Here is a 17,802-nt window from a genome sequence, read left to right as displayed (position 1 = left end):
GGGTTCCCGCTTTCGCGGGAATGACGGCGTACACGCAGCCCAACCCCGAACCCCGAGTCCCGAACCCCGAACCCCGCCCATGAAAGTCCTCGGCATCGAATCCAGCTGCGACGAAACCGGCGTCGCCGTCTACGACACCGCCATCGGCGGGGCCGACGGGCTGCGCGCGCACGCGGTCTACAGCCAGATCGCGCTGCACGCCGAGTACGGCGGGGTGGTGCCGGAGCTGGCCAGCCGCGACCACGTGCGCAAGCTGCTGCCGCTGGTCCGCCAGACCCTGGCCGAGGCAGGCCTGGGCACGGGGGATCTGGATGGCGTGGCCTACACCGCCGGCCCGGGCCTGGTCGGGGCGCTGCTGGTCGGCGCCGGCGTGGCGCGCTCGCTGGCCTGGGCGCTGGACCTGCCGGCGATCGGCGTCCACCACATGGAAGGCCACCTGCTGGCGCCGCTGATGGAGGACGACCCGCCGCAGCCGCCGTTCGTCGCCCTGCTGGTGTCCGGCGGCCATACCCAGCTGGTCGCGGTGGACGCGATCGGCAGTTACCGGCTGCTCGGCGAAACCCTGGACGACGCCGCCGGCGAGGCCTTCGACAAGACCGCCAAGATGATGGGCCTGCCGTATCCGGGCGGCCCGCAGCTGGCGAAGCTGGCCGAGTCCGGCGCGCCGGGAGCCTTCAGGTTCGCGCGGCCGATGACCGACCGCCCCGGGCTGGACTTCAGTTTCAGCGGCCTGAAGACCCAGGTGCTGCTGGCCTGGCAAAAGAGCGACCGCGCGGACGCCACCCGCGCCGACATCGCGCGCGGCTTCGAGGACGCGGTGGTCGACACCTTGGCGATCAAGTGCGAGCGCGCGCTGGACGCGGCCGGCTGCGACGTGCTGGTGGTCGCCGGCGGCGTCGGTGCCAACCGCCGCCTGCGCGCGAAGCTGCAGGCGATGTGTGAACAGCGCGGCGGCCGCGCCTGCTTCCCGCGCCCGGCCCTTTGCACCGACAACGGCGCGATGATCGCCTTCGCCGGTGCGCTGCGTCTCCGGGCCGGGCAGCACGACGACGACGCCGTGCGCGCGACGCCGCGGTGGGATATGGCGAGCCTGCCGCCGCTGGCGGCAGGCCGGGAATCGGGAATGGGAAACCGGGAACCGCAAGAGGGCGAGACGCCGGCACGTTAAGCTCCTGCCGTCCCGAGTCCCGAGTCCCGAGTCCCGAGTCCCGAGTCCCGAGTCCCGAGCCCCGAGCCCCGAGCCCCGAGCCCCGAGCCCCGAATCCCGAATCCCGAATCCCGAATCCCGAATCCCGAATCCCGAATTCCGAATCCCCAGCCCCCATGGACACCGTCTTCATCGAAGCCCTCGAAGTCGAAGCCCTGATCGGCATCTACGACTGGGAGCGGCGCATCCGCCAGCCGCTGCTGTTCGACATCGAGATGGCGTTCGACAACCGCGTGCCCGCGGCCAGCGACGACATCGCCGACACGCTCAACTACAAGGCGGTGAGCAAGCGGGTGATCGCCTACGTGTCGCAGTCGGACTTCGGCCTGGTCGAGACGCTGGCCGAGCGGGTGGCGGCGATCATCCTCGATGAGTTCGGCGTGTCGCGCGTGCGGCTCAAGCTCAGCAAGCCGGGCGCGGTGCGCGGTGCGCGCGCGGTCGGGGTGACCATCGAGCGCACGGCCGCTACCCTGTAGCGCATGCCCGATTTCATCGATTCGTACTTCGTCCGGCCGCTGGCCGGGATCCCCTACGCCTCCACCTTCGCCGTCCTGGCCGCGCTGGCGCTGACCGCCTGGATCGCCAACTGGCTGACCCGGCGCGTGCTGCTGGTCGTGGTTGGGCGCCTGGCCAAGGCTTCGCCGAGCAAGTGGGACGACGCGATCATGGGTCGCCGCGTGCTGGCGCGGCTGGCCAACGTGGTGCCGACGCTGATCGTGCTCGGCGGCATCGCGCTGGTGCCGGGCATCCCGGAATGGCTGGACGTGGTGGTGCGCAACGTCGCCCTGGCCTACGTCGCGCTGACCGTGGCGATGGCGATCGGCAACCTGCTCAACGCGCTCAACGACATCTACGAGCAGACCAGCCCCAACGCGGTGCGGCGCCCGATCAAGGGTTACCTGCAGCTGCTCAAGATCGGCATCTTCATCGTCGCCGCGGTGCTGATGGTCGCCGCGCTGATCGGCAAGTCGCCGCTGGTGCTGCTGACCGGCCTGGGCGCGATGACCGCGGTGCTGATGCTGGTGTTCAAGGACACCATCCTGTCGCTGGTGGCGTCGGTCCAGCTGTCCAGCAACGACATGCTGCGCGTGGGCGACTGGATCGAGATGCCCGGCCAAAACGCCGACGGCGACGTGATCGACATCAGCCTGCACACGGTCAAGGTGCAGAACTGGGACAAGACAATCAGCACCATCCCGACCTGGGCGCTGATCAGCGAGAGCTACCGCAACTGGCGCGGGATGACCGACTTCGGCGGCCGCCGGATCAAGCGTGCGCTGCTGATCGACCAGACCTCGGTGCGTTTCCTCGACCACGACGAGCGCCAGCGCCTGCGCCGCTTCGCCCTGATCGACGATTACCTGGACAAGCAGAAGGCCGAGCTGGCCGATTACAACGCCAAGCTGGAGGCCGCGGGCAAGGACCCGGTCAACAACCGCCGCGCGACCAACCTGGGCACCTTCCGCGCCTACATGACCGCCTACCTGCAGGCGCACCCGGGCGTGGCGCACGACATGACCCTGATGGTGCGCCAGCTTGATCCGACCCCGACCGGCCTGCCGCTGGAGGTGTACTGCTTTTCGGCCAACGTGAACTGGGTGCCGTACGAGAACCTGGCCGGCGACATCTTCGACCACCTGCTGGCGGTGATGCCGGAGTTCGGGCTGCGCGTGTTCCAGCAGCCCAGCGGCGCCGAGCTGAGCACGGCGCTCGCGGGCCTGCGCGTCGCGCCGGTCGCGGCGGACGAGTGAAGGCGCGATGGCGCGCGCCTGCCTGAGCCTGGGCAGCAACCTCGACCCGGAGGCGCACCTGCGCGCGGCGATTGCCGCGCTGCGCGCGCGCTTCGACGGGGTGCAGGTGTCGGCCGTGTACCGTACCCGCGCGGTCGGCTTCGACGGCGGCGACTTCCTCAACGCTGCCGCGGTGGTCGAGACCGACCTCGAACCGGAGGCGCTCGACGCCTGGCTGCATGCGCTGGAAGACGCGCACGGCCGCGACCGCAGCGGCCCGCGCTACGGCGACCGCACGCTCGACGTCGACCTGGTGCTGTACGACGAGCGCATCGTCGACGGCCCGGGCCATCTGCGCGTGCCGCGCGACGAACTGCGCCACGCCTTCGTGCTGAGGCCGCTGGCCGAGCTCGCGCCGGACATGGTCGAACCGCGCAGCGGGCGCACGCTGGCGCAGCTGTGGGCCGACTCGCCCGAGCGCGACGTGGCGATGGAAGCGGTGCCGGGTTTCGAAGCCGGTTAGCCGGCCGCGTGGCGGTCACATCCGTCACCTCGGCACGTCCTTGATCGGTGACTTCCGGCGCTTGCGCCGGCCACGCGCGCATCGCACGATCGCAGCGTCACCCGGGGAGGCTCTGGACATGTTCGAGAAGTTTTCGCGCAGCTGGGAACTGGTCAAGGCGAGCGCGGCGGTGCTGCGCTCGGACAAGGCGCTGATGCTGTTCCCGGTCCTGTCGGGCATCGCCACGCTGGCGGTGCTGGCGACGTTCCTGCTGCCGATGTTCGCGCTGCGGATCTTCGCCGACGGCTTCGGCATCGGCGGGGCGGTGTTCGGCTTCCTGTTCTATTTCTGCCAGTACACGGTGATCATCTTCTTCAACTGTGCCCTGGTCGGCGCGGCGATGATCCGCCTCGACGGCGGCGACCCGACCCTGCGCGACGGCTTCGCTGCGGCGAAATCGCGGCTGCCGTCGATCCTCGGCTACGCCGCGATTTCCGCCACCGTCGGCGTGCTGCTGCAGGCGCTGAAGAACAAGGACAATTTCCTCATCCGCCTGCTCGGCAGCGGGCTGGGCGCGGCGTGGACGCTGGCGACCTTCCTGGTGGTGCCGGTGCTGGTCAGCCGCGACATCGGCCCGATCGACGCGCTCAAGCAGAGCACGGCGCTGCTCAAGCGCACCTGGGGCGAAAACGTGATCGGCCAGGTCGGGATCGGCGCGGCGTTCGGCCTAGTCACGTTCGCCGCGGTGTTGCTGTCGGTGGGCCTGGTGGTGCTGGCGGCGCAGGCGTCGCTCGCGCTGGCGGTGGCGGTCGGCGTGGCCTGCGCGCTGGGCGTGCTGTTGCTGGGGATCTACCAGGCGGCGCTGTCGGGCATCTACTCGGCCACGCTGTACCGCTACGCGGTCTCGCACGAGACGCCGGCGGCGTTCCGGAATGTCGCGCTGGCGCGGGCGTTCGCGCCCAGGGACTGACGCCGCCGCGGCCGGCTCAGCCTTCCAGCAGCCGGCCGCCGTCCAGGCGCAGGATCTCGCCGGTGCAGTAGGTGGCGCCCTGCAGCAGCCAGCGCACGGCTTCGGCGATTTCGGCCGGGGTGCCGGTGCGGGCCAGCGGGGTGCGGGCGAGCAGGGCGGCGCGGCGCGCGTCGTCGGTGTCGCCGCCTGCCTGCGCGGAGGCAGGTGCTTCGGGCCACAGGATCGCGCCCGGCGCGATCGCGTTGACGCGCACCTCGGGCGCCAGTTCCAGCGCCAGTGCCTTGGTCGCCATGACCAGCGCGGCCTTGGCCATGCAGTAGACGGCGTGGTCGCGCAGTGGCCGCTGGGCGTGGATGTCGACCAGGTTGACGATCGCGCCGCGTGCCGCGGCCAGGTGCGGCGCGGCGGCCTGGGCGAGGAAGAACGGCGCGCGCGCGTTGCTGGCGAACAGCGCGTCCCACTGCGCCGGCGTCGCCGTGCCCAGCGGCGTGGGCGTGAAGCCCGAGGCGTTGTTGACCAGCGCGTCGAGGCGGCCGAAGCGGCCCACCGTGTGCGCGACCAGTTCCGGCAGGCGGTCGAACTGCGCCAGGTCGGCCTGCAGCAACAGCACGCTGCCCGGACGCGCGGCGTCCAGTTCGCCGGCCAGCGCCCGTGCCTCGCTGGCGGAGCTGCGGTAGTGCAGTGCCAGGTCGTAACCGGCTGCGTGCAGGCCGCGGGCGATGGCCGCGCCGAGGCGGCGGGCGGCGCCGGTGACCAGGGCGACGGGGCGGGGCGATGCGTCCATGGCGATACACGATAGCGCAGGCGTCCGGGCCGGGCCGCGTCCACGACACGCACGCCACACGTCGGCCACACACACCGCTGCCGGCGGTTCCGTATCCTGTCGCCCTGCCGAATCAGGAATCCCCATGCCCACTTCGCCCCCGGACGCCGATGCACTGGCGCACAGCGCGCGCCTGCAGGCGCTGATCCGCGAACAGATCGCCGCGGCCGGCGGCGCGATCCCGTTCTCGCGCTTCATGGAACTGGCGTTGTACGCGCCGGGGCTGGGCTACTACAGCGCGGGCGCGACCAAGTTCGGCCGCGCCGGCGATTTCGTCACCGCGCCGGAGCTGGGATCGCTGTTCGCCCAGTGCATCGCCGAGGCGGTGGCGCCGGTGCTGCGGCAGGTCGGCGAGGAGGCGGTGTTCGTCGAGATCGGCGGCGGCAGCGGCGCCTTCGCCGAGCACGCGATCAAGCAGCTGATGGCGATCGACGCGATGCCGGCGCGCTACGCCATCCTCGAACCCAGCGCCGACCTGCGCGAGCGCCAGCGCGAACGGCTGCAGCGCAAGCTCACGCCGCTGGTGTTCGAATGCGTCGAATGGCTCGACGGCCCGATGCAGGAGGACTGGAACGGCGTGCTGTTCGCCAACGAGGTGATCGACGCGCTGCCGACCGTGCGCTTCACCCTGCGCGACGGCGAAGTGTTCGAGGAGCACGTCGCGCTCACCGGCGACGGCGCCTTCACCCGCATCGACCGCCCCGCCGACCCGCTGCTGTCGGCCGCGGTGCGCCACGTCGAACGCGAGCTCGGCGCGCCGCTGCCCGACGGTTACCGCTCCGAGGTGCTGCCGCAGCTGCCGTACTGGCTGCAGGCGGTGGCCGGCGGCCTGCGCGACGGCGCGCTGCTGTTCGTCGACTACGGCCATCCGCGGCGCGAGTTCTACGCGCCCGATCGCGTCGACGGCACCTTGCGCGCGTTCCACCGGCACCGCGTCAGCGGCGACGTGTTCGCCCATCCCGGGCTGCAGGACATCACCGCCTCGGTCGACTTCACCGCACTGGCCGAGGCGGGCACCGGCGCCGGCTTCGATTTCGCCGGCTACTGCTCGCAGGCCAGCCTGCTGCTCGGCAACGGCCTGGCGCAACATCTGGAAGAACAGGAGGGTCGCGCCGCCGACGAGGCCGGCCGCTACGCGCTGCGCCAGCAGGCCAAGCAGCTGACCCTGCCGGCGGCGATGGGCGAGCGCTTCCAGGCGATGGGCTTCGCGCGCGGGGTCGAGTTCGGCGTTGCCTTCCTGGCCGGCGACCTGAGTTTCCGCCTGTGACGCAGGTGCGCTGGCTCAAGCCGCTGCGCCACCCGCGCGCGTGGCTGGCGCTGTGGTGGCTGGCGCTGGTGCTGGTGTTCGCCGTGTGCCTGGTGCCGGCGCCCGACCTGCCGTCGGTGCCGCGTGGGTTCGACAAGCTCGAACACTTCCTCGCCTTCTTCCTGCTCGCCGCCAGTGCGGTGCAGCTGTACGCGACGCGGCGCGCGCTGTGGTGCGCGGCGGCCGGGCTGCTGGCGCTCGGGGTCGCGATCGAGCTGGCGCAGTTCGCCTTCACCCGCAGCCGGTCGATGGATCCGTACGACGTGCTGGCCGATGCCATCGGCGTGGCGGCCGGCTTCGCGCTGGCGCGCACGCCGCTGGCCGGCCTGCTGCAGCGGATCGACGGCCGGCTCGCCTGATGCGCCACAATCCACGCATGCCCGACACCATGACGCCTGCTTCCACCACCGACGCCGACCCCGACACCGCCCGCGCCGCCGAGCGGCTGGCCTGGGCACGCCGCGTGTCGTCCGGTCCGGTCGACGCGCTGCAGCGCGCGTCCGCGGACGCCGGTTTCCGCAGCTACTGGCGCGGCGCGCCGGACGGCATCGTGATGGACTCGCCGCCGGCGCTGGAGGACGTGCGCCCGTGGCTGGCGATGCATGCCGTGCTCGACGCCGGCGGCGTGCGCGTGCCGCGGATCCTGGCGCGCGACGCGGCAGCCGGGTTCCTGCTGCTCGAAGACCTGGGGCCGTCCACCTGCCTGCAGGTTGCCGACGACGGCAACGTCGACGCGCTGATGGACGCGGCCATCGCGCAGCTGCTGCGGCTGCAGGCCATTGCCTGCCCGCCCGGCCTGCCCGCCTACGACGACGCACTGCTGCGGCGCGAGCTGGGGCTGTTCCGCGAGTGGTTCCTGCAGCGCCACCTCGGCGTGGCGCTCGATGCCGGCGAGGATGCGGCGCTGGCCGGCATCGAATCGCGACTGGTGGACGCGGCGCTGGCGCAGCCGCAGGTGCTGGTGCACCGCGACTTCATGCTGCGCAACCTGATGCCGGTCGAAGGCGGCCCGGCGGTGCTGGACTTCCAGGACGCGGTGCGCGGGCCGATTGCCTACGACGTACTCAGCCTGTGCCGCGACGCCTTCGCCAGCTGGCCGGAGGAGCGCGTCACGCGCTGGCGCCGGGACTACCGCGCGCGCGCCGCGGCCGCGGGCCTGCCGGTGCCGGACGCGGCGCGTTTCGAACGCGACTTCGACCTGATCGGCGTGCAGCGCCACCTCAAGGTGCTGGGCATCTTCGCCCGGCTGCACCATCGCGACGGCAAGCCGCGCTACCTGGCCGACGCGCCGCGCTTCCTCGGTTACCTCGACACCGTGCTGCCGCGCCATCCGGAGCTTGCGCCGCTGCGGGCGGTCATCGACCGCCACGTGCGTCCGGCGCTGGCCGGCTGAACCGGGCGTTGCGTGCACCCGCGCGCAGGCCCGGACACATGACTCTAACCGGCCGCGCGCGCCGCGCCGATCGCGGCGATGCGCGCCTTGCGCAGCGCCTCGCCCAGCGCGGGGCCGGACAGCCCCTCGCGCGCCACGTCCGCGCCGCGCACCGCCAGCGCCGCGGCGTGCAGGCGAACCAGTTCGGCGCGCTGCGGGTAGGGCGCGTCCTGCAAGCCGGCGCGGCCGCGCTTGTCGGCCTCGCACACCAGCGCCAGCTGCGCGACGCGTTCGGGCTTGCGGAAGGCGTCGCAGCGGGCGAGCAGGTCGTGCACGGTGGCGTCGCGCAGTTCCATCAGCCGGTGCACGTTGAGGTGTTCGCGGCAGGCCATGCGTGCCAGTTCGCGGTGCGCGGCCGGCACTTTCAGCCGTTCGCACAGCGCACGCACCGGTGCGACGCCGTGCTGCTCGTGCATCACGTGGCGCGGCAGCACGTCGGCGGGCGTGAGCGCCTTGCCCAGGTCGTGGACGAGCGCGGCGAAGCCGACCACCGTGTCACCGGGGGCAAGCTGCGCGGCCATGTCGCAGACCAGTTCGACGTGGACGCCGGTGTCGATCTCCGGGTGGTATTCGGCACGCTGCGGCACGCCGTACAGCGCCTCCACCTCGGGCAGCACCGCGCCCAGCGCGCCGCAGTCGTGCAGGGTGCGGAGGAAGGCGGACGGCTGCCGTGAACCCAGCGCGCGCGACAGCTCCTGCCACACGCGTTCGGGCACCAGCGCGTCGAGCTCGCCGGACGCGGCCATGTCGCGCATCAGCGCCATCGTCTCCGGCGCGACCGTGAAGCCGAGCGGCGCAAAGCGCGCCATGAAGCGCGCCGCGCGCAGCACCCGCAGCGGATCCTCGACGAAGGCCGGGCCGACGTGGCGCAGCACGCGGCGCTCGATGTCGCGCGCGCCGCCGAAGGGATCGACCAGCCTGCCTTCGGCGTCCTGCGCGATCGCGTTGAGGGTGAAGTCGCGCCGTTCCAGGTCCTGTGCCAGCGTCACCGAGGGATCGGCGTGCACGACGAAGCCGCGATGGCCCCGCCCGGACTTGCGCTCGGTGCGGGCCAGCGCGTGTTCCTCGTGCGTGTCCGGGTGCAGGAACACCGGGAAGTCGCGGCCGACCGGCTTGAAGCCGGCGGCGAGCATCGCCTCGGGCGTCTGGCCGACGACGACCCAGTCGCGGTCGCCGGGCTCCAGGCCCAGCAACCGGTCGCGCACCGCGCCGCCGACGAGGTAGGTGTCCATGCCGCGATGATGTGGTGCCCGCTGTCTACCCGCAAGGCAGACAGCGAGGTGGACAGGCGCGCGTCAGCCCTTCGGCGCCTCCGCCAGCGGGCACGCGAACTTCTTGCGCGCGCCGCCTTCCTGGCCGAGCAGGCGCCGGCTCACCGGCAGCGCGTCGCCGTTCATGCGCCAGTCGTAGATCACGCTGAAGGCGAGCACGCGGGCGACGTAGTCGCGGGTTTCCTTGTAGCTGATCGTCTCGATCCAGAAATCCGGGTCCATGCCCGGCCGCTGCGATTGCCAGCGCGCCACAGGCGACGGGCCGGCGTTGTAGGCGGCGATGGCGGCGTAGGTCTTCCCGTACTTGTCCTCCATCTGCCGCAGGTAGGCGGTGCCGATGGCGATGTTGGTGTCCGAGTCGTACAGGCTCTCGGCGCCGCCGTAGGCGATCCCGTTGCGCTTGGCCACGGCCGCGCCGGTGGACGGCAGCACCTGCATCAGGCCGCGTGCGTTGGCACTCGAGCGCGCGCGCGGGTTGAAGATGCTTTCGGCGCGGATCTCGGCCGCCACCCACGCCGGGTCGAGCCGGTGCCGCGCCGACTGGCTGCGGATGGTGGCGTCGTGGTGGATCGGGAAGCGGATCGTGTACCAGCGCTTCTCCTCCGGGTTGCCGGCGATGTCCAGCCCGAACACGCCGCGGTCGAACCAGCCGCCGTCCTGCGCCACTTCGATCGCCAGCCGGCGCTGTTTGTCGTCGAAGCGCGACAGTGCATCCTTCCATTCGCGCGCCGCCCAGCCGGCGCGGTCGATGCGCTGCAGGGCGATCGCGCGCACCAGCGCGGGATCGCGCGCGACTGCGGCCCTGGCCGCGGCGTCCACCGGCGGCATCCACGGGCACAGCGCGTAGGGCTGGTCGAGGCGGTCGGCGGCGAGGAAGCCGTGGAAGTCGGACTCGCGCGCGGCGTCGCGGTACAGCGCCTGCGCGCCGGCCTTGTCGCCGGCCATCTCCGTCAGGCGCGCGGCGAAGTAGGCCCAGCGCGACTGGCCGCGCTGCTCCTCGCCCATCGCCTTGATCGCGGCCAGCGCCGCCGCCCAGTCCGAACGCGCCATCGCCTCGCGCGCCTGCCACTCGTGCAGGCGCTCGTCCCAGGACACGGCCGGCACCGCGGCGAGGCGGCGCGCGGACTCGGGTTCGTAGGAGGCCACCGTCCACAGTGCGACCTGGTACAGCACGCGGCCGCGGTCTTCCTCGGTGAATTCGAGCGCCTTCGCAAAGCGCGGTAGCGCGTTTTCCGCCGCCACCGGCGTCGACTTGGCCAGCCGCGCCAGGCCCTGCGAGGCGACCAGGCGGCTGCGTGCGGTCTTCGGCCACTGCAGGGCGCGGTCGTGGACGGCGTCGAGGAACGCAGCGTAGTCATTGGCCAGCGCGAACTGGTCGGCCGGCAGCCCGCGCGCGGCGGCGCGCATGACGGCCGGCTGCCACTCGGCGGCGGCCTTCTCGAGCCGCTCCCAGCGCAGTTCCGGCGTCAGTCCGCCCCTTGCCGCGAGCGTTGCGAACACCGGGTCGCAGCTGTCGGGCAGCGACTTGCCGCTGCTGGTCCAGATCGCCTGCGCGTCCCGGGTCCACTGCGCGTCCGCGCGGCCGCTGGCGTCGCGCGCCTGCAGCTCCGCGCAGCGCAGCGCCACGTCGTCGACCGACGGCGACCACGCGGCGAGGAACGCAGGCCACTCCTTGCGCCGCGACAGCGCCGCCAGCCAGACCGAACGGAACGTTTCCGCCACCGCCTGGCCCTGGTACCGCTGCAGGAAGGACTGCGCCTGCTCCGGTGGCAGGCTGTCGATGTTGCGCCGCAGGCCGGCGTACTCGAGCCAGCCGTAGAGCGGGGCGTTGGCGAAGCGCGCGGCATCGACCGGCTGGCCGCGCTCGGCGGCACTGATCGCATTGGCGATGGCGGTGTCGGCGGGGGACTGTTGCGCATGTGCCGCGCCGACGGCGAGCACGCACGCGAACGCGCAGGACAGGAGGCGGAGGCTGTTTTTTGGCATCGCCGGACTATAGCGAAGGGTGGGTGAACGAGGATGCCGTGGCGGTCGGCACGCTGCGGGGGAGTCCGGATCGACGGGCTCGTCGCAGCGCAAGAGTCCCCGCGAAATCCTCCGTCGTCATTCCCGCGAAAGCGGGAACCCGGTGACTTTGGACCGGCACGGAAAAGAAGTCCCGGTGGCAATCCGATGCAGCGCGCCTGCCGCTGCGCGCCGCGATCCAGGCCGCCGGGTGACCAGACATCCATTGGGAACCCCGCTTTCGCGGGAATGACGATGTGGGACACGGAAGCGCACGGCACGTGTCCCGACCCGCCACCGGCGATAATCCCCGGCCGCGCAATCCGCACGCACCCACCCACTCCGGCCGCCACCCATGCTCGACCAGTTCTGGATCTTCCCCCTGCTCGGCGCCGTCGCCGGCGTGCTTGCCGGGCTGCTCGGCATCGGCGGCGGCCTGATCCTCGTCGCCGCGCTGGCCTGGCTGCTGCCGCTGCATGGCATCGACCGCGACGCGGCGATGCACGCGGCGCTGGCCAGTTCGATGGCGAGCATCGTGTTCACCGCGGCCTCGTCGGCGTACGCGCACCATCGCCGCGGCGGCGTGCTGTGGCCGACGGTGGCGTGGATGGCGCCGGGGCTGGTGCTCGGCGGCTGGCTGGGCAGCCTGCTGGCCGTGGCGCTCGATGGCGATGTGCTGAAGTGGGGCGTGATCGGGTACTGCCTGCTGGCCGCCGCGCGGATGGCCTTCGGTGGCGCGCGCGGCGACGGCGGCGACGTGGTGCCGACCGGTCCGGGCATGGGCGCGGCCGGCGTCGGCATCGGTGCGCTGTCGGCCGTGGTCGGCATCGGCGGCGGCAGCATGACCGTGCCGCTGCTCGTCTGGCGCGGGGTGGCCGCGGTGCGCGCGGTGGGCACGTCGTCGGCCTGCGGGGTGGTGATCGGCGTTGCCAGCGCCGCCGGCTACGCGATCAACGCACCGGCCGGCGCGCTGCCTGCGCATGCGGTCGGCTACGTCTACCTGCCGGCGGCGATCGGCGTCGCGGTGACTTCGGTGCTGGCAGCGCCGCTGGGCTCGCGCCTGGCCCACGCGATCGGCGGCCCGGCGCTGAAGCGGGTGTTCGCGGTGTTCCTGGTCGTGGTGGCCGGCAGCCTGCTGCTGCAATAGCCGGAAACGTGCGTCCCGCATTTGTGCGCCCGGATCGAATCCGTTACAACCGCTTTACCGTCGCGAACAGGGGGGCGGCGGATCCATCTTGCCTGGAGAGAGCTCGATGAAGCCGCTGTCCCCCGCGCGTCTGGTCCTGGCCATTCACGCTTCGCTGCTGCTGTCGCTTTCCGGCCTTGCCGCCGCACAGGACGCCCCTGCCCAAGCCCCCGAGGCAAGGACGCTCGACACCGTCACCGTCACCGGCACCCGCATCAAGAAGGCCGAGCTCGAAAGCCAGGTGCCGGTACAGGTCCTCACCCGTGAGGACATCGACCGCAGCGGCTTCACCTCGGTCGCCGACATCGTGCAGAACCTCACCGCCAGCGGCGCGGCGCTGAACACCAAGTTCAATTCCAGCGGCAACTTCGGCTTCCCGCCCGACGGCGGCGGCGTCGGTGCCGGCGCGGCGACGGTGGACCTGCGCCACCTCGGCGCCAAGCGCGTGCTGGTGCTGGTCGACGGCGTGCGCTGGGTCAACGAATCCTCCGCCTCGGGCGTGGGCTCGTCGGTCGACCTCAACACGATTCCGCTGTCGATCATCGATCGCATCGAAGTGCTGGAGGACGGCGCCTCGTCGATCTACGGCTCCGACGCGATTGCCGGCGTGGTCAACATCATCACCCGGCGCAGCATCGACGGCGCCAAACTCGACTTCAACTACGGCGAGTACGACGACCTCAAGGGCGGCGAGACCTACGGCGCCGACCTGGGCTGGGGCGGCAGCACCGACCGCGTGCAGTGGTTCCTCGGCGCGTCGTACTACAAGCAGAAGCAGATCGTGTCGTCCGAGTACGGGCCGGCGCGGGTGCCGGTGCCTGGTACCGGGCTGGCGAACGGCAGTTCGGCCACGCCGCAGGGGCGGCTGGTGTTCCAGGATCCCGATACCGGCACGGTGTACGACATCACCCCCAACACCGGCGCCGGCGATCCGCAGTTCGATCCCGGCCAGGCCGGCTGCGAGCGCACGGACGACTTCCACTGCTTCGCCACCGCTGACCGCTTCAACTTCGCGCCCTACAACCTGCTGCTGACCCCGTCCGAGCGCAAGAGCGTGTTCGGCCAGGTGCGCTTCGACTTCACCCCGACCTTCAGCGGCCACGCCAAGGTGCTGTACAACCAGCGCGAGTCGGCCAACCAGGCAGCGGCGGAGCCGATCTTCCTGGGCACCGACGCCGGCGTGTACAACGACTACGCCGAACGCACGCTGGTGATCTCCGCGCTCAATCCGTACAACCCGTTCGGCTTCGACCTGACCACCGAGGGCGACGACGCCAACCTGTTCCTGCTCGGCCGGCGTCCGGTCGAGGGCGGGCCGCGCCGCTACCGGCAGGAGGTCAAGACCTGGTACGCCTCGGTGGGCGTGGAGGGCGTGTTCGACGTGGCCACGCGGCCGTGGAGCTGGGACGCCAGCGTGGCGTTCAGCCGCAGCCGCGCCGAGCAGGTCAACACCGGCAGCTACAACATCCGCCGCATCAACGAGGCGCTGGGCGACCCGGCCGCGTGCGCGGCGATCGCCGGCTGCGTGCCGCTGAACCTGTTCGGCGGCGAGGGCACGATCACCCCGGAGATGCTGGCCTTCATCCAGCCGCTGGTGCGCGACCAAAGCGAGAACAAGCTGTCGCTGTTCACCGCCAACCTCACCGGCGACCTGTTCGAGATGTGGGCTGGTCCGTTGTCGTTCGCCGCCGGTTACGAATATCGCAAGTACGAGGGCAGCTACACGCCCGACCCAATCACCGTGGCCGGCGAGTACAACGGCGTGCCCTCGGGTGCGACATCCGGCGACTACGACGTCAGCGAGCTGTACCTCGAATTCAGCGTGCCGCTGATGCGGGACGGCTGGCTGGGCAAGAGCCTGGACCTGAGCCTGGCCGGGCGCTACTCGGACTACTCGACGTTCGGTGGCGAGAGCACCGGCAAGCTCGGCCTGCGCTGGCAGGTGGCCGACGAACTGCTGCTGCGCGGCTCGTTCGCGCAGGGGTTCCGCGCGCCTTCGATCGGCGAACTGTACGGGACGCTGGCACGGTTCGACGCCACGCTCACCGACCCCTGCAACAACGAGGCATCCACCACGCCGCAGTGCGTGGCCGAGGGCGTGCCCGCCGGCTACGAGCAGTCCAACCCGCAGATCTCGGTGGTGACCTCGGGCAATGCGGACCTGCAGCCGGAGACCAGCCGCAGCCTGATGCTCGGCGCGGTGTGGAGTCCGTCGTTCGCCTCGGATGTCTCGTGGTCGGACCGGCTCGACATCGGCGTGACGTTCTACAAGCACACCATCGAGGACGCGATCCAGGCGCGCGATGCGCAGACCATCCTCAACCGCTGCATCGGCACCCGCGATCCCGAATCGTGCAGCTTCTACGATCGCAACCCGGTCAGCGGCCAGATCATCCGCTTCGACGACATCCTCGACAACCTCGGCACGATCAAGACCGACGGCTGGGATTTCAACGTCGGCTGGACCCTGCCCGGCAGCGACTGGGGCCGCCTGCGCTTCGACTGGAAGAACACCTGGGTCGGGCACTACGAGCTGGTCAACGAGTCCGGACTGGCCGAACCGCGGCGCCCGGGCCGGGAACTCAACAACAGCGCGATCCCGGAGTGGACCTCGACCCTGGTCACCGACTGGGCGCTGGGGCCGTGGTCGGTGGCCTGGACGGTGCGCCACATCGACAGGCTGACCGAGTCGTGCGGGGGCGCCAACGGGTTCGATATCTGCGACGACAGCGCCAACGACCTCAACACGCTCCCGGCCACGACCTACCACGACCTGCAGGTGTCATGGCAGAGCACGGCATGGATGAAGGGCGTGCGGGTCAGCGCCGGCGTCAACAACCTGACCGGCAAGGATCCGCCGATCTGCCTGAGCTGCACGCTCAACGGCTACGATGCGTCGACCTACGACCTGCCGGGCCGCTTCTGGTACGCGCGGCTGGGTTTCGATTTCTGACCACGGTCGACCGGAAGCAGTGAAACGCCTCTCCCGCCTGCGGGAGAGGCGCGCGTGGACCCTCAGCGCTTGAGCGCCTGCTCGGGCACGTCCAGTTCCACCGAGATGGCCAGGTGGTCGGAGGCGGCGGCGGGCATGGCGCGCATCTCGCGGCAGCCCAGGTCGCCGCTGACCAGGATGTGGTCGATCGCGCGCTGCGGCTTCCAGCTGGGGAAGGTATGCACCGCGCACGCCGGGGGCTGCAGCCGGGTGCGCTTGTACAGCACCTCCATCTCGGGGCGGTCGGAGGTGCAGTTGAAGTCGCCCATCAGCACCGCGTGCGGGTGCTCGGACAGCAGCTCGGCGATGAACGACAGCTGCGCCAGCCGCGACTGGCTGCCCAGCGACAGGTGGGCGACGGCGATGGTCAGGCCTTCGTCGCCCTCGCCGAAGCGCGCCAGCAGCACGCCACGGCCGGAGATGCGGCCGGGCAGCGAGTGGTCGGTCACTTCCAGCGGTTCGAGCTTGCTGAGCAGGCCGTTGGCGCTGGAGGCCACGCTGCCGACGCGGCGGTTGGGCTGGTGGGTCCAGTAGTCGAAGCCGCCGCGCTCGGCCAGGTAGTGGGTCTGGTTGGTGAAGCCCGAGCGCCAGCTGCCCGGATCGCTCTCCTGCAGGCCGACGATGTCGTGGTGGCCGGCGAGCTTGGCGATCGCGTCCAGCGCGCCGCGCTTGTTGCCCGCCGGCAGCACGTGCGACCAGCTGCGCATCGCGTAGTCGCTGTAGCGGCGCGTGCTGGAGCCTGCCTGGATGTTGGCGCTGAGCAGCTTGAGCGGCTGGTTCGGCATCGTGCAGGGCTGCGGCATTACTGCCCGGCCGCGCGCTCCCTGGCGATGAGCTGGTCGGCGATCTCGAGCATGTTCTGGTAGCTGGTGCCCTTGACCAGGTACTTGCCGTCGATCACCAGCGACGGCGTGCCGCTGATCTGGCTGCGCATCGCGAACTGCTTGGCGCGGTTGGTCTTGGCGTTGATCGCGAAGCTGGACATGGTGCTGGCGAACTGCTTCGGGTCGGCGCCGTGCTTGCCGTAGAAGGCGGCGATGTCCTGCACCGAGTCGCGGCCGCGCTCGCCCTTCAGCGTGCGGTCGATGTGGATCGCCTGGTACATCGCGTCGTGGGTCTTGTCGACCAGGCCCATTGCCTCGGCGGTGTAGAAGGCGCGCGCGTAGTCGTCCCAGGTGCCGCCGAACATCGCCGGCACATAGGTGAAGCGCACGTCGGCCGGCAGCTTGGCCTTCCACGCGCGCACCAGCGGCTGGAACTGGGCGCAGGACGGGCATACGTAGCCGAAGATCTCCACCACCTCGACCTTGCCGTCGCGCGGCGCGAACGGCTGGCCGTTGCGGATCTCGATGTAGTCACTGCCTTCCACCAGCGCCGCGCCGGCGTTGGGATCGACCGCCGGCACCGGCACCGGCGCCGGGGCATCGGCCTCGGCCTCGACGTCGTCGGTGGCGGCCGGGGCTTCGGCGCTGTCGGCGGTGTCCGTCTCCGCAACGGCCTCGTCGGCAGCCGGGGCTTCGGCGGCCGGGGCGGCTTCCGCGGCCGGGCCGTCGCTGGCCGGCGCGGCCGGTTCGGCGGTGGGTTCCTGGCGCGAGCAGGCCATCAGGGGCAGCAGGAGCAGGGACAGGAGCGCGAGGCGGTGATTCATGGTGGTGTCTCGTCTTGGATGCGTCAGGCGGAAGGGTAACGGTAACCGGTCGCGGCGGCGTCAGCGCTGCCCGCGCGCGGCACGCTGCATTGCGACCAGCTGTCCGGCGATGCGCAGCATCTGTTCATGGGGGGCGGTCTGCACGCGGTACTTGCCGTCGACCACCAGCGTGGGGGTGCCACGCAGGCCGCTGGCGACGGCGAAGTCGTACGCGCGGCGCATCTGCGCGTCCACTTCGGGGCTGGCCATCGCGGTCTTGAAGCTGGCCGGATCGACGCCCTCGTCGTTGAAGAACACCGCCAGCTCGTCGACGCTGGCGTTGCTGAGCGGCACGGTCCGCGCGTCGTGGATGGCGCGGAACAGCGGCGCCTGGATGCGGTCGAGCACGCCCAGCTGCTGCGCCGCGAAACAGGTGCGGGCGTAGTTGTCGGTAGGGCGGAAGGCGGCCGGCACATAGCTCACGCGCACGTCGTCCGGCTGCCGGCGCTTCCAGGCTTCCAGCTTCGGCTGGAAGTCGGCGCAGTGGTGGCAGGTATAGGCGAAGATCTCGACGACCTCGATCCGGTCGTCGGCCGTCGACCAGCGCTGGCCGTCGGGGATCACGACGTAGTCCTGGCCCTCCACCGGCGCGGCGCCGGGTGGCTGCTGGGCCAGGCCGGTCATTGGCACCAGGAGCAGCAGGACGGGGAGCGCGAGCAGCAGGCGGCGGCGGTATCGGATCATGGCGGTCC

At 71.4% G+C, this 17,802-nt stretch carries 16 protein-coding genes; 10 read left to right on the top strand and 6 right to left on the bottom strand.

From position 1 onward, the window contains the following. The first annotated feature begins 79 nt into the window (after positions 1-79). The 5 genes from tsaD (at position 80) to ABD679_RS10190 (ending at position 4,409) form a co-directional block, all read left to right on the top strand. Complete coding sequence (gene tsaD / locus ABD679_RS10210; RefSeq protein WP_344759883.1) at positions 80-1,168, top strand: tRNA (adenosine(37)-N6)-threonylcarbamoyltransferase complex transferase subunit TsaD; 1,089 nt, start codon at positions 80-82, stop codon at positions 1,166-1,168. Positions 1,169-1,323: 155 nt separating this feature from the next. After that, positions 1,324-1,683 (top strand): dihydroneopterin aldolase, encoded by a 360-nt coding sequence (gene folB, locus ABD679_RS10205; protein WP_344759882.1) that lies wholly within the window; start codon positions 1,324-1,326, stop codon positions 1,681-1,683. 3 nt (positions 1,684-1,686) lie between these two features. Then, positions 1,687-2,958 carry a mechanosensitive ion channel family protein gene (locus ABD679_RS10200; RefSeq protein ID WP_344759881.1) on the top strand — a complete coding sequence of 424 codons (1,272 nt, stop codon included), beginning with the start codon at positions 1,687-1,689 and terminating at the stop codon, positions 2,956-2,958. A gap of 7 nt (positions 2,959-2,965) precedes the next feature. Next, positions 2,966-3,460 carry a 2-amino-4-hydroxy-6-hydroxymethyldihydropteridine diphosphokinase gene (folK, locus tag ABD679_RS10195; RefSeq protein ID WP_344759880.1) on the top strand — a complete coding sequence of 165 codons (495 nt, stop codon included), beginning with the start codon at positions 2,966-2,968 and terminating at the stop codon, positions 3,458-3,460. Between the two features lie 118 nt (positions 3,461-3,578). Beyond that, positions 3,579-4,409: a DUF6159 family protein gene (locus ABD679_RS10190; RefSeq protein WP_344759879.1), complete on the top strand. Its 831-nt coding sequence runs from the start codon at positions 3,579-3,581 to the stop codon at positions 4,407-4,409. Positions 4,410-4,425: 16 nt separating this feature from the next. On the opposite strand, the gene ABD679_RS10185 is transcribed toward ABD679_RS10190, so the two are convergent. Beyond that, positions 4,426-5,193, bottom strand: a complete 768-nt coding sequence (locus ABD679_RS10185) for a pteridine reductase (protein ID WP_344759878.1) — start codon at positions 5,191-5,193, stop codon at positions 4,426-4,428. 124 nt (positions 5,194-5,317) lie between these two features. On the opposite strand from ABD679_RS10185, the gene ABD679_RS10180 reads away from it, so the two are divergent. The 3 genes from ABD679_RS10180 to ABD679_RS10170 are packed head-to-tail and all read left to right on the top strand — an operon-like array spanning position 5,318 to position 7,931. Next, entirely contained in the window at positions 5,318-6,499 is a 1,182-nt protein-coding gene (locus ABD679_RS10180; RefSeq protein ID WP_344759877.1) for a class I SAM-dependent methyltransferase, read from the top strand. After that, entirely contained in the window at positions 6,496-6,897 is a 402-nt protein-coding gene (locus ABD679_RS10175) for a VanZ family protein (protein ID WP_344759876.1), read from the top strand. Before ABD679_RS10180 ends, ABD679_RS10175 begins: the two co-directional genes overlap by 4 nt. 17 nt (positions 6,898-6,914) lie before the next feature. After that, positions 6,915-7,931 (top strand): aminoglycoside phosphotransferase family protein, encoded by a 1,017-nt coding sequence (locus tag ABD679_RS10170; RefSeq protein WP_344759875.1) that lies wholly within the window; start codon positions 6,915-6,917, stop codon positions 7,929-7,931. A 44-nt stretch (positions 7,932-7,975) separates the two neighbouring features. Here the strand turns inward: ABD679_RS10170 and ABD679_RS10165 are convergent, their stop codons facing one another. Both ABD679_RS10165 and ABD679_RS10160 read right to left on the bottom strand, forming a co-directional pair. Further along, a complete protein-coding gene (locus tag ABD679_RS10165; RefSeq protein ID WP_344759874.1) occupies positions 7,976-9,202 on the bottom strand; it encodes a multifunctional CCA addition/repair protein in 1,227 nt (408 codons plus the stop codon). A gap of 63 nt (positions 9,203-9,265) precedes the next feature. Further along, complete coding sequence (locus ABD679_RS10160; RefSeq protein ID WP_344759873.1) at positions 9,266-11,227, bottom strand: lytic transglycosylase domain-containing protein; 1,962 nt, start codon at positions 11,225-11,227, stop codon at positions 9,266-9,268. Between the two features lie 373 nt (positions 11,228-11,600). Between ABD679_RS10160 and ABD679_RS10155 the strand changes: the two genes are divergently transcribed. Continuing rightward, a complete protein-coding gene (locus ABD679_RS10155; protein WP_344759872.1) occupies positions 11,601-12,392 on the top strand; it encodes a sulfite exporter TauE/SafE family protein in 792 nt (263 codons plus the stop codon). Positions 12,393-12,498: 106 nt separating this feature from the next. Further along, entirely contained in the window at positions 12,499-15,384 is a 2,886-nt protein-coding gene (locus ABD679_RS10150) for a TonB-dependent receptor plug domain-containing protein (RefSeq protein ID WP_344759871.1), read from the top strand. 62 nt (positions 15,385-15,446) lie between these two features. Here the strand turns inward: ABD679_RS10150 and ABD679_RS10145 are convergent, their stop codons facing one another. Genes ABD679_RS10145 through ABD679_RS10135 form a run of 3 tightly spaced genes read right to left on the bottom strand, consistent with a single transcriptional unit; the run spans position 15,447 to position 17,794 of the window. Continuing rightward, complete coding sequence (locus ABD679_RS10145; protein ID WP_344759870.1) at positions 15,447-16,208, bottom strand: endonuclease/exonuclease/phosphatase family protein; 762 nt, start codon at positions 16,206-16,208, stop codon at positions 15,447-15,449. 17 nt (positions 16,209-16,225) lie between these two features. After that, complete coding sequence (locus ABD679_RS10140) at positions 16,226-17,071, bottom strand: thiol:disulfide interchange protein DsbA/DsbL (protein WP_344759869.1); 846 nt, start codon at positions 17,069-17,071, stop codon at positions 16,226-16,228. A gap of 60 nt (positions 17,072-17,131) precedes the next feature. Beyond that, positions 17,132-17,794, bottom strand: a complete 663-nt coding sequence (locus tag ABD679_RS10135; protein ID WP_344759868.1) for a thiol:disulfide interchange protein DsbA/DsbL — start codon at positions 17,792-17,794, stop codon at positions 17,132-17,134. Positions 17,795-17,802 lie beyond the last annotated feature (8 nt).

The sequence above is a fragment of the Luteimonas lutimaris genome (assembly GCF_039537065.1).
GTDB classification, from domain to species: domain Bacteria; phylum Pseudomonadota; class Gammaproteobacteria; order Xanthomonadales; family Xanthomonadaceae; genus Luteimonas; species Luteimonas lutimaris.
The sequence above is the reverse complement of the archived record's forward strand: the minus strand, read 5'-3'. Positions and strand labels throughout refer to the sequence as shown.

What these genes read in the sequence shown, in the direction of transcription:
- tsaD (WP_344759883.1), top strand. Translation starts at nt 80, where the DNA reads ATGAAAGTCCTCGGCATCGAATCCAGCTGCGACGAAACCGGCGTCGCC.
- folB (WP_344759882.1), top strand. Translation starts at nt 1,324, where the DNA reads ATGGACACCGTCTTCATCGAAGCCCTCGAAGTCGAAGCCCTGATCGGC.
- ABD679_RS10200 (WP_344759881.1), top strand. Translation starts at nt 1,687, where the DNA reads ATGCCCGATTTCATCGATTCGTACTTCGTCCGGCCGCTGGCCGGGATC.
- folK (WP_344759880.1), top strand. Translation starts at nt 2,966, where the DNA reads ATGGCGCGCGCCTGCCTGAGCCTGGGCAGCAACCTCGACCCGGAGGCG.
- ABD679_RS10190 (WP_344759879.1), top strand. Translation starts at nt 3,579, where the DNA reads ATGTTCGAGAAGTTTTCGCGCAGCTGGGAACTGGTCAAGGCGAGCGCG.
- ABD679_RS10185 (WP_344759878.1), bottom strand. Translation starts at nt 5,193, where the DNA reads ATGGACGCATCGCCCCGCCCCGTCGCCCTGGTCACCGGCGCCGCCCGC.
- ABD679_RS10180 (WP_344759877.1), top strand. Translation starts at nt 5,318, where the DNA reads ATGCCCACTTCGCCCCCGGACGCCGATGCACTGGCGCACAGCGCGCGC.
- ABD679_RS10170 (WP_344759875.1), top strand. Translation starts at nt 6,915, where the DNA reads ATGCCCGACACCATGACGCCTGCTTCCACCACCGACGCCGACCCCGAC.
- ABD679_RS10165 (WP_344759874.1), bottom strand. Translation starts at nt 9,202, where the DNA reads ATGGACACCTACCTCGTCGGCGGCGCGGTGCGCGACCGGTTGCTGGGC.
- ABD679_RS10160 (WP_344759873.1), bottom strand. Translation starts at nt 11,227, where the DNA reads ATGCCAAAAAACAGCCTCCGCCTCCTGTCCTGCGCGTTCGCGTGCGTG.
- ABD679_RS10155 (WP_344759872.1), top strand. Translation starts at nt 11,601, where the DNA reads ATGCTCGACCAGTTCTGGATCTTCCCCCTGCTCGGCGCCGTCGCCGGC.
- ABD679_RS10150 (WP_344759871.1), top strand. Translation starts at nt 12,499, where the DNA reads ATGAAGCCGCTGTCCCCCGCGCGTCTGGTCCTGGCCATTCACGCTTCG.
- ABD679_RS10145 (WP_344759870.1), bottom strand. Translation starts at nt 16,208, where the DNA reads ATGCCGAACCAGCCGCTCAAGCTGCTCAGCGCCAACATCCAGGCAGGC.
- ABD679_RS10140 (WP_344759869.1), bottom strand. Translation starts at nt 17,071, where the DNA reads ATGAATCACCGCCTCGCGCTCCTGTCCCTGCTCCTGCTGCCCCTGATG.
- ABD679_RS10135 (WP_344759868.1), bottom strand. Translation starts at nt 17,794, where the DNA reads ATGATCCGATACCGCCGCCGCCTGCTGCTCGCGCTCCCCGTCCTGCTG.